Here is a 13,510-nt window from a genome sequence, read left to right on the forward strand (position 1 = left end):
TATACAAAAAAACCCCCTATAAAGTAGTCCTTTTTTCAAAGTGTCTACTCTATAGGGTACATTTTATTCATGAATAGTCCTTTTTTGAGTTATAGTAATGGAACAGTTTTTATTGCCTTTATAACAGGGTGCGTCTTTTGTTGAGAGTAAGGAGCACAGCATTACCAAGTTTCGTTCAGTTGATCAGCAAACGAGGAGTGTTGATCGAAGAAGTTTTAACTCTCAAAAACTCCCCACAATGTGTGGAGAGTTTTTTACCACCTATAAGCGCCTTCGCATGTATTAGCCTCAGGTTCATAATAACAATGTTGTTTATACTGTCCTGCAAATGGTTGACCATACCATGTTGATGGACATTCACCATAGGGATTAAAATACCAAAGTGCATACTTAGAAGGATGTTCTCTCCAATATTTTAAGGTTTGTTCAGCTAATCTTTTTTCTTTGCTTCTTGCTCTATTATAAAAAACATTTCCTTTTTGTACTGCTTCAAAAGCATAATTTCCCCCTTGCACTTGATAAATCACTTGAGGAATTGTTCTTAAACCTTCAAAATCTAAACAATCAGCCTTTCGTCTATTTACAATTACATTACCAACCCCAAGCATCCCTATTCGCCCTTCACCTTCTGCTTCAGCCCTCATCATTCTTGCCATTAAAGCAACATCTTTGTTTGTATATTGTACTCTTGGCACTTTTTATCACCTCTAAAAGCATTGTATGTAAAAAGCCCATAAAAATGCTTTTAAAAATATACAATAATAAATAGAGAGTAAGCTTATATTAGTATGAAATCATGTCTTCCATTCATACTAATAACGGGAGGCATGAGTCGTATATGAAATTTACATGTTTAACAATCCTTTTGTTACTGGTTCATCAAGTCAGTATCTCTAATACCTTGTTGTTGACATATAAAGGGGAATCAATTGCAAGTGTCAATCGATCTGAATTTACAGTACCTTATTTTGATGAACCAGTGATGGATTCAGACAAATATTTTCAGTTCATCGAGAAACTAGATAATGAAATTTACCAAGAGCCGGTAAATGCCATAATCGACAATAATGGAGAGATAGTCCCAGGTAAAGTCGGTTATAAATTACACCGCCAAAAATTTAAAGAACTGTTTTATACCTATTTTTTTAAAAATGAATCTGCTAAGGTAGAAGTTCCTATACTTAAAATTCATCCTGATGTAGACACTGAGTTGCTGGCAAATATTCGAACGCAACGAATAGGTCAATATATTACTTATTTTAATACGAATAATAAGAAAAGAGTCCATAATATTTCTCTTGCGGCAGAAGCGATAAATAACCATGTTGTATTCCCTGGTAAGACCTTTTCTTTTAACAAAGTTGTTGGAAAAAGGACTAAAGAAAAAGGGTATTTGCCTGCTCCTGAAATTGTAAAAGGAGAATTGACAGAAGGAATAGGTGGGGGAATTTGTCAGGTTTCTTCCACTCTATATAATGCAGTTGATCGAGCCGGAGTACAAATTATAGAACGGTATTCCCATAGCAAAAGGGTTCCTTATGTTCCACCTGGACGTGATGCAACGGTCAGTTGGTACGGTCCTGATTTTACGTTTAAAAATACTTATAATCAACCATTACTTATTCGATCTAAGACACTAGGTGGTGTAGTAACCATTGATATATACTCTTCTGACATAGTTAATTACAAACCACGTAAAGTACCTAACGCTTAAGGACTCGTACCCTAAGAAATAAAGATTTCCATAATAGAAACACTTGGATAGTGGTGTTAACATAGCTAAGTTAAAATTATTTAAGAGTTTAGGTCATAATATTTTTAGAAAGCCCATTTCCTTCTGCTCCATTTTCATTGTATGTATTAAATCTCCTTAACCGATAGAAACTTAGTGAGGAATTTATTCTTGATATATCCTCTTTTTTTCTGAAATGAGGTGAGAAGAATGGAATATCCAAAAGAATATATAACATTTATGATTGAATTTCATGCAAAGAGGGATTACTTTGAATGTCATGAAGTTGGAGAAGACTATTGGAAAGAAAAAGCACAAAAAGATAAATTATTTTGGGAGTCTTTAATTCAATTCGCTGTTGGTATGTATCATTGGAGAAGGGGAAACATGGCGGGGGCAAAGAAAATTCTATTAAAATCAAAAGAGAAATTTGAAGAAAAAAAGAAAATAGCTATTCAATATGGGATAAAAGCAGAAGAATTTTTGCATTTAATTTTAAATGTAATAAATAAAATAGAAAAAAAAGAAATGTATGAATCATTGAATATACCTTTGGTAAATAAATGTATAGAACAATGTAAAACTGAATGCAGGAAAAAAGGTTTACAATGGGATATGAACAGTGATATGGATGATCATTATTTAATACATAAACATAAGTTAAGAAAAAAATAAACGCAAAAGTGCGTTTATTTTTTTCTATTTTTTTCACTTATTCTTAACTTCCTTTGATAGTATGGTTTTGGCACCTTACTAGTTATAGAGCCAAAAATTTAAAGTAGATTGATGGAGACAATTATGTATTGAATAGAATGCTAGTATCAGAAGTCTAGAGATGGTATTCTAATAGAAAATGTAAATTGTTAGGATGGTGTTATTGGATATAAGAAAATTGGAATTTGAAATTCGTTCATTACAAAGTCAATTATATAAATTAGGAAGAGAAACAAATCAATTCTCAAGCGGGGAAATTCTAAAGTTAAGTAAACTGTTGGATGAAAAAATAATAATATATCAAAAATTGAAACTTAGAAATAAAAGTAAGTTTGATTGAAGGATTGCATAACTTGTCGAAATTCAATTATACTATCTTTACGAGTAACAAGGAGGAAATTAATGAAAGACTTTGATACATACATACGTGATTCAAAAAAAAATTGTGAAGTGATTTATAATATGAACCCTGATGATGCCCCTTTTTTAAAAGTAGGACTTACCATGGAGCAGTTGCAATTCAAGGAACAACTGTTTGCGAAGGTATTGAATGTTGTTCAACACTTTATGAAAAAACTGATTCAATATATGGAAGGGATTCCTACATTAATTATTACGACGGACAACGAGGGTTATATATTGGATATTTATGGGGATAACAGTATTAAAGAAATGGTTGACTCCCTAGGTATAACATTAGGCGCAAGATTTGATGAAAAGGATGTTGGAACAAATTCAGTCTCGCTAGCCTTAAAACACCAGAAGCCAATCGCTTTGATTGGTAATGACCATTTCCATCATTGCTTATCAGGAGCAGCATGCTATTCAGCTCCTTTCTGTTTCTCATCTAATGGTAGTTTAGTTGGTACTGTTTCTATTATGACGACGGTTAATTTCGCTAGTAATTTTCATCTTGGGCTATTATCGTCTGCCGTTGATACAATCGAAAGGGAAATTCAGCTTCAAGAACAAAATCACACACTTCATTTATTAAATCAAGTGTTAATAGAATCGACTCCTCTAGGTATAGTTATGACAGACAAAAATGGAAAACCGCTAGAATTTAATGCAAGTGCTGAAGAGATAATTGGAATAAAAAAAGAACAAGTTATAGATAATGGAATTGGACTGATTAGTAAGATAGGAGATTATATTAATTATGTTCTTAAGACTGGAAAAAAGGTAGAGAATGCTGAATTTTCCATTTCCCTTACGGAAAGCGATGACTCTAAAAACCTCCTAATCGATGTGTTACCTCTTTTTGATAAGGACTATATGATCGGAGCCTTTGCTCAATTTAGGGATATGACCAATTACCATGAATTACAGCAGAAACTCATAGAGTCAGAAAAGTTATCGGCTATTGGGAAGTTAAGTACAGGATTAGCACATGAAATACGAAATCCCCTTACATCCATTATAGGTCTTACCCAGTTACTAAAAGAGAATAATCATAAAAATAAATATCTTGAGATCATTACAGGTGAGTTAGAAAGAATGAAAAACTTAGTGAATCAATTTGTTTCATTAGGGAAACCGACCATTATAGACCGAGTCGATTGTAACTTGAACGAGCTAATTAGCGATACTGTTGAATTAATGAACAGTAATGCCCGTCTACATAATGTTGACATTTATGTTGAACCTTCAAATACCAATACAAAAGTCTATATTGATAAATCTAAATTCAAACAAGTACTAATTAATTTCATAAAAAATGCCTTCGAGGCAATGCCTAACGGAGGGAATGTTTGTATACAATTAAAATCCGACTTAAAAAGGGATGAAATTCATATTTGTGTCAAGGACGAAGGAGAAGGTATGACGGAAGAGGAAGTGAAGAATCTAGGCACACCTTTTTTCACTACAAAAGAAAGTGGGCTTGGGATGGGATTACCTATTTGTTTTGATATCATACATTCTCATCACGGAAGAATAAAAGTCGATTCGGTGAAAGGGAAAGGGACTGAAGTACATATAGTTCTCCCTCTAAATTATTAATTATCAAGAAGAGAAAATAGATTATAAAAAAAGTATCTACAGTATTGGTTGAAAATTTTATTAGGTTAGGAATCTCTCATGATATTGAAAAATACACTTACACTGACATATAGGGTTGGCAAGCCCGTTTACCAATGAGCTCATAAAAGGTAGTAGTGACACCTATTTAAAAAGACTCAAAAGCGACATACTTCTGAGTCTTTTTTTAATGCAAATATTTATATATAGTCAATAAGGCGAACGTCATATAAAATTCTGTCCCAAATGAATGAAAACAACATATAGTATATGTACATAATCATTTAAATTATACTATATCCTGGTTAAGGGAGGAGTTAAAGTGGAAATAGGAATTGGAGTAAGTGGTATGGGGAGAATTGGGCGCCTTTTAATTAGAAAGATGATATCTGATAAGAGCATGTCTCTAAAGGCTGTTAACAGTGTTTATCCAGCAGAAACAATCGCACATTTACTCAAGTATGATTCCGTACATGGAAAATGGGATGCCGACGTTTCTGCTTCAACTAATGAACTTCGCATCAATGGAAACTTAATTCACGTTGTCTATTGCCGTGAGCCTGCTAATATCCCATGGAGGGATCTAGGTGTCAACCTGGTTATTGACGCAACTGGGAAATTCAAGGATAGGCAAAGTGCAGGTGGGCATATTCATGCAGGTGCATCCTCCGTAATCGTAACGGCACCAGGAAAAGATCTTGATTTAACCGTAGTTATGGGGGTAAACGAACAATTATACAATCCAAAAAAACATACATTTGTTTCTGCAGCATCCTGTACAACAAATTGTGTTGCTCCCGTATTAAAGGTTCTAGATGACAGGTTTCATGTACAAAAAGGATGGTTAACAAGTATTCATTCCGTAACGTCTGATCAAAAGTCCTTGGACAACCCTCACAAAGATCTTCGTAGAGCACGTTCAAGTACACAATCAATTGTTCCAACCACTACAGGGGTAGGAGAAGCCTTGAAAGATGTGCTGCCTCACTTAGCATCTAGAATGGAAGGTTCGGCTGTCCGCGTGCCAACACAAGATGTATCTCTAGCTGATTTGACTGTACAGGTGGATGGAGAATATACCCTAGATGAGGTAAGAGCAGCATTTGAATCAGCAGCCCAGGATGATATGAACAAAATCATGGATATTGTTCATGATCCATTAGTTTCCGTCGATTATATCGGTAGTTCACAATCAGCAGTTGTGGATAGTCCATCGCTGGCAGTGATTGATGATCAAATAAAAGTATTAGCTTGGTATGACAATGAATGGGCTTACACGTGTCGCGTAGCAGAGCTGTCTTACTATATGAAGCAGAGGATCGATGAAAATGAAGCATTTAATATCATGGATACGTTTCATACAAGAAAGGTTCACAAAAACTTACCGGTATCCCAGCTTATCGAAAAGGCCATAACACGGAAGGAAGCTACACTTACAGAACGTGGAGCGCTTGATGCCTTTACAGGACAATTTACCGGTAGATCACCAAAGGACAAATATATTGTTGTGGATTCATATACAAGGGAAAAGGTAAAGTGGGGGAATGTCAACCAGCAGATGTCCCAACAAACATTTGATTCTCTCTACCAAAGAGCATTAGCATATATATCTGAACGAGAGCTTTTTACGTTTGAAGGAGCAGCTGGTGCTGATCCAAAGCACCGACTCTTCATAAGGGTTATCAATGAATTTGCTTGGCATAATTTATTTGTAAAGGAGTTATTCATTGATGAAGATACCCTAGATTCAGATAAGCTGGAGCCCGATTTTACAGTTATGTGCTTGCCTGGATTAAAAGCAGATCCAACCGAGGACGACCTTAACTCAGAGACATTTATTGCTATTTCATTTGAAAGGAGAATGGTGTTAATTGGCGGTACAGCTTATGCAGGTGAAATGAAAAAATCTGTATTCAGCGTTCTTAATTATTTATTACCATTTGAAGGCATTCTTCCAATGCATTGTTCCGCTAATATGGGTGATAATTGGGATGATGTGGCATTGTTTTTTGGCTTATCTGGAACAGGCAAAACAACACTGTCGGCAGACCCCGAGCGGAAACTGATTGGTGATGATGAGCATGGGTGGTCAGATACCGGTGTCTTTAATTTTGAAGGTGGCTGTTATGCTAAATGTATCGGATTATCACTGGAAAAAGAACCACAAATATGGAAGGCAATTCAATATGGTTCAGTATTGGAGAACGTAGCGATTGATGAGGAAACACGTAAATTAAATTTCCATGATAATAAGCATACAGAAAACACCCGTGCAGCTTATTCGATAAAAAAAATCCCGGGAGCAGTTACGCCGAGTATGGCAGGTCATCCGAAAGTCATTATTTTTCTTACAGCGGATGCATCTGGTGTACTTCCGCCTATAGCGAAACTGACGAGAGAACAGGCCATGTATCATTTTCTATCTGGTTACACCTCAAAGCTTGCTGGTACCGAGCGAGGGGTTACCGAACCGGAAGCTACCTTTTCAACCTGCTTCGGTGAACCGTTCCTACCACTTGACCCGAGAGTATATGCTGAATTACTTGGTAAAAAAATTGATGACCATGCTGTACGCGTTTATCTTGTGAATACAGGATGGTCAGGGGGGCCATATGGAGTCGGAGAAAGGATCAAATTAGCATACACTCGTGCCATGGTTCGGGCAGCAATAAATGGTGATTTGGAAAACGTAGCCTATCAACAAGAGTCTTTATTTGGTCTGTTTATTCCAGAAGCAATAGCTGGGATCCCAACAGAAATATTAAATCCACGCCATACCTGGAAAAACCTGAAGGCCTATGACAATAAAGCGCGAGAGTTAGCAGAAAGATTTCGTGAAAATTTTAAACGCTTTTCAAATGTTACTCAAGACATACAACAGGCAGGACCAAAAATTTGATTGATATATAGAATTAGTAAATTAATATGGAGAATAAAAGGCTTACAAAGTAAAAAGTTTAATTGAAAAAATCAGTTTAATTTATCAATATGAAGTGTTGAGAAGTTTAGGAATTCTTCTCAACACTCTCTACATATCCTAGTGTATGAAAATAATTAATTCATATCAAAAAGTCCCATTGACTTCCTTCCATTGCTCAATTAATTGCTTACGATGTACAATAACTAATGTGTTTACGCTTCTTTTAGCACTGCGACATATATGGGTCCTCAATTGCGGGTTGGCATCATCAGTATGGAAAAGGCCGGGTTGTCTGCCTTACACCAGCCCATTTAGAAGAAGGGTTGTTAAATAAACAATTTTTAAAAATACTTTCAAAGTCTTTGGAGTGGTGTTCTTAACCATTCCATCTATATACAAAACATTGCAAGAAAGATGTATCAGGAATCAACTAAAGAACAGGATATTTAAATGAAATTAACTTTACATAAAAAATAACGGGGATTAATTGGTAAGAGTGGAGGCAACTTGAGAAAATAACCTTTTGTACTCTACACATAAAAGACAGACACACTCTCTCCGTGCCTGTCTTTAGAATTAACTATTAGACGTAGGTGTAGATACTTTCTCCAACCAATTGAGTTCCTCTCTTGTCAACATAATTTTTGAGCCTTCATAACAAGACAGCAATTCCTCTTCATTTTGTGCACCAATTAGCGCACAAGTAGGGAATGGTTGGTTTAATACATAAGAAAGCGCGATTTGGATTTTGTTTACGCCTTTTTCTTTTGCTAACTCTTCGGCACGGCGTAGACGCTCCCAGTTAGCATCGTTATAAAATACACGCACAAGATCCGCATTACTATGATCGTCTGGTGAAAAGCGACCTGTAAAGAATCCTCTTGCCTGAGAAGACCAAGATAGAAGCGGGAGTTGGTGTTCTTCATGCCATGCGCAATATGCTTCATCAGCGGATACACATCCTGGCCAGAACGGTTCATTGGCCTTAGCTAAGCTAAGATTCGGACTGTTAAATGTAAATCCGACTAATCCATTCGCTTTGGCGTAATCATTTGCTTCTTGAATTCGTTCCACGGACCAATTCGATATACCAATGGCCTTAATACGCCCAGAATTGATATGTTTATTTAACTCATCGATAATGTCACTAACCGGTACATCAGGGTCATCACGGTGTAGTGCGTATAAATCAACATAATTCGTTTGTAGCCTTTCTAAACTCTCGAACAGGTCTTGTCTAATGGCAGCCGGATTTACACGCGGACCGTTCTTGTCATGGTGGGCTCCTTTTGTCAGGATAACGACATCTTCACGATTATCACGATCCTTTAGCCACTGGCCAATAGCAACCTCACTTTCACCACCACAGTACACATGCGCAGTATCAATCGTCGTACCACCGATTTTAAAGAAACGATCTAGTACGGTACAAACCTTTTCATAAATACTCGGCTTGAAATAATCTGAACCTTGAATAAGCGTAGAAACGGGCTTTTCTAAACCTGGAATGGTAATTGTTTTCATCAAACATCCTCCTTTTTAAAATTCGACACGACGGCGTTCTCTTGCCGATTGTAAGCAAGCATCTAGCACTTTCATATTTAACACGGCATCTGTTGATGGATAAGGAAGCGGTTCATCATTTAGGATGCTGTTTCCAACTATGTCCGTCTGTAGAGCGTATTGGTTTACATGGGAAACTTCAACTTCTCGACGTCCATCCTTCGTCGTGACAAAAATATTGTCCGTTTTATCTTGTTTCGTAACAAAAGCAGAAGGTACTTCAATTCGTCCGTCTGTACCAACAATTTCAAGTGTGTTCCTAAAAGCTGCCCACATGCCACAGTCAAAACTTAAAGCTACTCCGTTTTCAAACTCAAGGAGCCCAGATGCCATCATGTCGACATCATCGTGCTCGTTTGAAAAGAAAGCGTGAACAGTAGCGGCTTGTGGTTCTTTTCCTAACAACATACGAGCTGCACTAATTGGGTAAACTCCTACGTCATACAACGATCCGCCACCCCAGTCTTTTCTGTAACGAACATTTCCTATGTCTTTTGAATTGTTAAAAGTAAACGCGCCATGGATTCCACGAATTTCACCGATTTCACCGGATTCAATCATGTTACGAATAAGGTTATACCGTGGATGATAGCGATACATAAATGCTTCTGCTAGAACGACGCTCGCTTTTTTACTCGCATCAACCATTTCTTGCGCTTCATTTGCATCAAGTGCGATTGGTTTTTCACATAAAACGTGCTTGCCAGCTTCTATCGCTTTTATTGTCCATTCCTTGTGTAAGTGATTTGGTAGTGGAATGTAAACGGATTCGATTGATGGGTCAGCTAATAGTTCCTCATAACTCCCATAAGCTGTCGGTATATTTAGTTCTATTGCAGTTTGCTCAGCTTTCTCGATACCACGACTAGCAATAGCAGCAACTTCACCAGTCTCAGATTGCTGGATGCCTGGGATCACAGACTTCTTCGCAATGTTAGCACTGCCTATGATACCCCAACGTACTTTTCTCATCTTCTCACCCCTTAGATTTATAAATTAATACTATATTGTCATTATATTAAACTATCAATATAATAAAAATAAAAACTTTTTGCGATATACATGAAACAATATTGCTGTGAAAGAGTGATTGGATTGCAAAGACAATATTTTTTACCGACAATACATAAACATGAATATATGATTCTCCCTGAATCGATGGGATGGTATTGGGAAGAACCAGGTCATAACGTTAATCGAAAAGTGGGGACATTGAATAATTTTAGTGTTCATTTTGTTGTGTCAGGATCTGGCTATGTTGAGATAGACGGTGAAACATTTTTGCTAAAACGAGGAGATGCATTTTTGTATTTTCCGATGCAGGAACAGCGCTATTATAGTAGCAAAGATGATCCGTGGAACATTCGGTGGGTACATTTTTATGGAGGTATTCTAAATCAATTTTTAACAGAAAAAGGCTTTCATAAATCGATTCTTTGGAGCGTACAACAGCTTCCAACTTTAGAAAAAGCACATGAACAACTACTTGCAGAAGGAGAGCGGCACAGTCTCTTGCAGCTGTCACACTTATCGACATTGATGTATGCATTTTTGATGGAGTTCACTTCGAATGGATTACCAAGAACTTCGGATCGGAAGACTGAATTAGATGACCGGATCCAGCCATTACTTCCGCTTATGCAAACCCGTGCCTATGAACCGTTTGAGCTAGAATATTGGGCTAACGAAGCGGGAGTGAGTACGTATTATTTTTGCCGATTATTTAAACGCGCCACGCAAATGACACCAATGGCGTTTATTACGTTATGCAGACTTCAAATGAGTAAGCAGCTATTATTGGATAAAAAAGATATGACAGTAAGAGAAATCGCTATGGAGGTTGGTTACCCAAGTATTAGTTATTTTAATAAACGCTTTTTAGAGCAAGAAGGGATGACACCAACGGAGTATAGGGAAGGGTTTCTATAGTTTTTGGTAAAAAGTAACCAGTGAACATCCGACAGCATTGGTTGCTTAATCTATTTTCATTAGGGGAAAAGTTTAATATTTAACATATGGCAATGTCCCATTAATTTTTATTATAGTTCACATAAAATATATTAGGATTTGAGATAACTAGACTTATCGTTTACTTCCTATAATTATTGGGACGGGATCGGAAATTATTTGGTGTGTCTGTGGATGTTATGTTCAATCGATATGTTGAACAATAACTATTAAAATAATCCCAATAAAAGAAGAAAATATACTCATTGATTAATCATTTGGAGGGAATTAAAAGATCAAAAAGACGAAGTAGAACCTTTTAAAATTACCGTTTACCATGATAAATGACAAAAATTAAAAGTCTTATGAAAATGGAATACTACATTTGTGTATCCATGCGTAGTCATTTTTAATTACTTATTATAATCAAGAACATAAAATGAATGAAATATGATCATTTTCAATAAGTTATTGGATATATATATTAAAATAAATGTGGGTTTGTGAAGGATTTAACTTAAACTAAAGAAGCAGGATAGTGGAACAAGAGGTTCCACATTTTTCTAGGGAATCTAGGGCATTCTATTTGTTATCATTTAAAAAGGGATTAAGGTGGTTTATTATATGAACATTGATTTGTTTGGTAAACTTTTGGTTTTAGGTCAAATGGTACTTATATTTATTGTTGTTGCGGGAACTATCATATGGGCATTTTCTAAGGAAGGTAAAAAAATTATAAGTAAACAACAAGAGAGTAAAAATAATTTTTCAGCCTCACAATTAAAAGTAGAGTTTAAAAATATAAAAAATTGGTCAAAACCTAGAAAACTTCTATTGCTTGGGTATATTTTGCTTGCTGTGTATGCTTTAGTCATACCACTATATTTTGAATTTGTTAAACCGTGGTTATTAGAAAATTTTTAACTTTTGAGTTTGGAGGTGAAATGTTTACATGGATCCATTTTTAGTGACAATGACATGGATTATTGTAGCTGGAGCTATTGTTGTGGGTTTAACGACTTTTATCGCTCATAAAAAAGGGCTTAATTATAAATGGTATGGTTTCTTTGCTATGGTGTTAACGTCAATTGCTCTTGGTTTTCATTTTGGAATAAATCTAATGAATGATTTATTAGGAGGATTGGTTGTTTCTATTGTATTTACAGTATTTTTGGGAGGACAATGGCTGTTTCTATTGAGAAAGAGAGAAAAGTATCATTCGAGAAAAAATTAAGTATTAAAAAAGTGGAACAAAGGATGGTTGCTATTATAGCAACCATTTTTTTCAACAAATGGTGAGCAAATGTTGATTTAAATAAAAAAGGAGGTGTTTGTTCTGCAAAAATGCAAAAAGTGCAATAGGCAATTTAGTTGGAGTAAAATTTATAAATCTTTTGTGTGGACATACAAACCGATTGAGTGTGATAAATGTGGCACAGAACACAGATTAACCATCTCTGGAAGGTTCACATTTGTATTTTTGACGATTGTACCAACGTTGATTTTTACTAACTTCCTTTCCCCTTTCGATAATTTCATTGTGACTCTTATTATAGGGATATCCATACTTATAATTGGTTCATTGCTAACACCATATTTTATGAAGTATAGGGATGTATTGTGAAGTTTTGCACTTGAACTAAAGGGTGCGAATATGAAAGACGAGCCTACTGATCTAAGTAAGATTAGTATCTATTGTTGTCAAAGTAAATGGCAGTTATGTGGAATAAGGGCATGATAAAATATAGAGAAAAAATGTGGTTGGTGGACATATGAAATATTATAAATTGCTTCTTGATGATAGTAACCAGAACGATATAGTATGCTTCTGTAAAGACAATAAGGGATTTGAGTCATACCATCTTCAAGAAGGTAAGTTCATTAAAAATTGGAATGAGGATTTAACTTTTTACTTTAACCCAGAGGAAGCTAGCGATGAGACAGATTATTTGGCAAACAATTTAGGTTGGTTCCTTATTTCGAATAAATTAAAAACTTTACTAAAAGAAATTGATAAAAGTGAAATTCAGTATCTCCCAGTAAGAGTTGTTAACTCAAAAGACAATTCTATAAAAAAAGGTTATTCTGTGGCGAATATCCTTAGCGTATTGGATGTATTAAATCTTGAACATTCCGATTATAGCGTTATTGAACTTGATGATGAAAGGGTTTATTCGATAAGGAAATACGCAATAAACAAAAATGCAGTAAGTAATTATCATATATTCAAAATTAAAGGTTATGAAATACCAATGTTTGTTTCAGAAATATATAAAGATACTGTATTAAAACAAGGGATTTCTGGATGCGATTTTTTAGAAGTAAAAACACTTTAATCTTCAACTACAGGGGTGCTTTTATGCAAGATACACCTGTTATTGATTAAATATATTGAACTAGCTATTAGTTTTCTTAGTTAGATTGTAAACCACTTTATACACATAAAATCCTAGTGTGGAACCTAATATGTTTAGTATTAGTTTATCAATATCAAATACACCTAACTTAGTCAGATATTGAATTATTTCAATAATTAAACTTATGGCAGCGGATACAAAAATAACTTGTGTCAGATGTTTTGTCTTTAGAGAAGTAAGAGGCAGCAATATTCCTAA

The 13,510-nt window shown here is 35.4% G+C and carries 14 protein-coding genes and 1 pseudogene; 11 read left to right on the plus strand and 4 right to left on the minus strand.

The annotated features are described in order from the left end of the window. Positions 1-254: 254 nt before the first annotated feature. A complete protein-coding gene (locus GHD00_RS20145; protein WP_163539989.1) occupies positions 255-695 on the minus strand; it encodes a cell wall hydrolase in 441 nt (146 codons plus the stop codon). 143 nt (positions 696-838) lie between these two features. Between GHD00_RS20145 and GHD00_RS20150 the strand changes: the two genes are divergently transcribed. From GHD00_RS20150 to pckA, 6 genes and pseudogenes are all read left to right on the plus strand, one after another. Further along, entirely contained in the window at positions 839-1,714 is an 876-nt protein-coding gene (locus GHD00_RS20150) for a VanW family protein (RefSeq protein ID WP_163539990.1), read from the plus strand. 228 nt (positions 1,715-1,942) lie between these two features. After that, the gene (locus GHD00_RS20155) at positions 1,943-2,407 is read left to right on the plus strand and encodes a DUF309 domain-containing protein (protein ID WP_163539991.1); all 465 of its coding nucleotides are present in this window, start codon (positions 1,943-1,945) and stop codon (positions 2,405-2,407) included. Between the two features lie 193 nt (positions 2,408-2,600). Then, positions 2,601-2,786, plus strand: coding sequence for an aspartyl-phosphate phosphatase Spo0E family protein (locus tag GHD00_RS20160; RefSeq protein WP_240468771.1), 186 nt, complete (start codon positions 2,601-2,603; stop codon positions 2,784-2,786). A gap of 62 nt (positions 2,787-2,848) precedes the next feature. Then, positions 2,849-4,447 carry an ATP-binding protein gene (locus GHD00_RS20165; RefSeq protein WP_163539993.1) on the plus strand — a complete coding sequence of 533 codons (1,599 nt, stop codon included), beginning with the start codon at positions 2,849-2,851 and terminating at the stop codon, positions 4,445-4,447. A 340-nt stretch (positions 4,448-4,787) separates the two neighbouring features. Beyond that, positions 4,788-5,744 (plus strand): annotated as a pseudogene (gene gap / locus GHD00_RS21175) (type I glyceraldehyde-3-phosphate dehydrogenase); the annotation flags it as partial. Between the two features lie 66 nt (positions 5,745-5,810). After that, the gene (gene pckA, locus GHD00_RS21180) at positions 5,811-7,364 is read left to right on the plus strand and encodes a phosphoenolpyruvate carboxykinase (ATP) (protein WP_240468772.1); all 1,554 of its coding nucleotides are present in this window, start codon (positions 5,811-5,813) and stop codon (positions 7,362-7,364) included. Positions 7,365-7,961: 597 nt separating this feature from the next. Here pckA and GHD00_RS20175 read toward each other — a convergent pair. Next, positions 7,962-8,909 carry an aldo/keto reductase gene (locus GHD00_RS20175; protein WP_163539995.1) on the minus strand — a complete coding sequence of 316 codons (948 nt, stop codon included), beginning with the start codon at positions 8,907-8,909 and terminating at the stop codon, positions 7,962-7,964. A 15-nt stretch (positions 8,910-8,924) separates the two neighbouring features. Further along, positions 8,925-9,920, minus strand: a complete 996-nt coding sequence (locus GHD00_RS20180; protein WP_163539996.1) for a Gfo/Idh/MocA family protein — start codon at positions 9,918-9,920, stop codon at positions 8,925-8,927. Positions 9,921-10,043: 123 nt separating this feature from the next. Between GHD00_RS20180 and GHD00_RS20185 the strand changes: the two genes are divergently transcribed. The 5 genes from GHD00_RS20185 to GHD00_RS20205 all read left to right on the plus strand — a co-directional run bounded on the left by GHD00_RS20185 (position 10,044) and on the right by GHD00_RS20205 (position 13,231). Next, the gene (locus GHD00_RS20185) at positions 10,044-10,877 is read left to right on the plus strand and encodes an AraC family transcriptional regulator (protein WP_163539997.1); all 834 of its coding nucleotides are present in this window, start codon (positions 10,044-10,046) and stop codon (positions 10,875-10,877) included. Positions 10,878-11,519: 642 nt separating this feature from the next. After that, on the plus strand, positions 11,520-11,819 hold the full coding sequence (locus GHD00_RS20190; RefSeq protein WP_163539998.1) for a hypothetical protein: 300 nt from the start codon (positions 11,520-11,522) through the stop codon (positions 11,817-11,819). Between the two features lie 28 nt (positions 11,820-11,847). Further along, positions 11,848-12,129, plus strand: coding sequence for a hypothetical protein (locus GHD00_RS20195; protein ID WP_163539999.1), 282 nt, complete (start codon positions 11,848-11,850; stop codon positions 12,127-12,129). Positions 12,130-12,222: 93 nt separating this feature from the next. Next, a complete protein-coding gene (locus tag GHD00_RS21500; RefSeq protein WP_163540000.1) occupies positions 12,223-12,519 on the plus strand; it encodes a TIGR04104 family putative zinc finger protein in 297 nt (98 codons plus the stop codon). A 148-nt stretch (positions 12,520-12,667) separates the two neighbouring features. Further along, positions 12,668-13,231: an imm11 family protein gene (locus GHD00_RS20205; RefSeq protein ID WP_163540001.1), complete on the plus strand. Its 564-nt coding sequence runs from the start codon at positions 12,668-12,670 to the stop codon at positions 13,229-13,231. Between the two features lie 60 nt (positions 13,232-13,291). On the opposite strand, the gene GHD00_RS20210 is transcribed toward GHD00_RS20205, so the two are convergent. Beyond that, the coding region (locus GHD00_RS20210) for a VanZ family protein (RefSeq protein ID WP_163540002.1) at positions 13,292-13,510 on the minus strand (219 nt) is incomplete at its 5' end.

It is taken from the genome of Gracilibacillus sp. YIM 98692, assembly GCF_010993965.1.
Lineage (GTDB): Bacteria > Bacillota > Bacilli > Bacillales > Amphibacillaceae > Gracilibacillus.

Bases quoted from the DNA above. Each gene is read 5' to 3' on its own strand.
- GHD00_RS20150 (WP_163539990.1), top strand. From the start codon at position 839: ATGAAATTTACATGTTTAACAATCCTTTTGTTACTGGTTCATCAAGTC.
- GHD00_RS20155 (WP_163539991.1), top strand. From the start codon at position 1,943: ATGGAATATCCAAAAGAATATATAACATTTATGATTGAATTTCATGCA.
- GHD00_RS20160 (WP_240468771.1), top strand. From the start codon at position 2,601: ATGGTGTTATTGGATATAAGAAAATTGGAATTTGAAATTCGTTCATTA.
- GHD00_RS20165 (WP_163539993.1), top strand. From the start codon at position 2,849: ATGAAAGACTTTGATACATACATACGTGATTCAAAAAAAAATTGTGAA.
- pckA (WP_240468772.1), top strand. From the start codon at position 5,811: ATGGATACGTTTCATACAAGAAAGGTTCACAAAAACTTACCGGTATCC.
- GHD00_RS20175 (WP_163539995.1), bottom strand. From the start codon at position 8,909: ATGAAAACAATTACCATTCCAGGTTTAGAAAAGCCCGTTTCTACGCTT.
- GHD00_RS20180 (WP_163539996.1), bottom strand. From the start codon at position 9,920: ATGAGAAAAGTACGTTGGGGTATCATAGGCAGTGCTAACATTGCGAAG.
- GHD00_RS20190 (WP_163539998.1), top strand. From the start codon at position 11,520: ATGAACATTGATTTGTTTGGTAAACTTTTGGTTTTAGGTCAAATGGTA.
- GHD00_RS20195 (WP_163539999.1), top strand. From the start codon at position 11,848: ATGGATCCATTTTTAGTGACAATGACATGGATTATTGTAGCTGGAGCT.
- GHD00_RS20205 (WP_163540001.1), top strand. From the start codon at position 12,668: ATGAAATATTATAAATTGCTTCTTGATGATAGTAACCAGAACGATATA.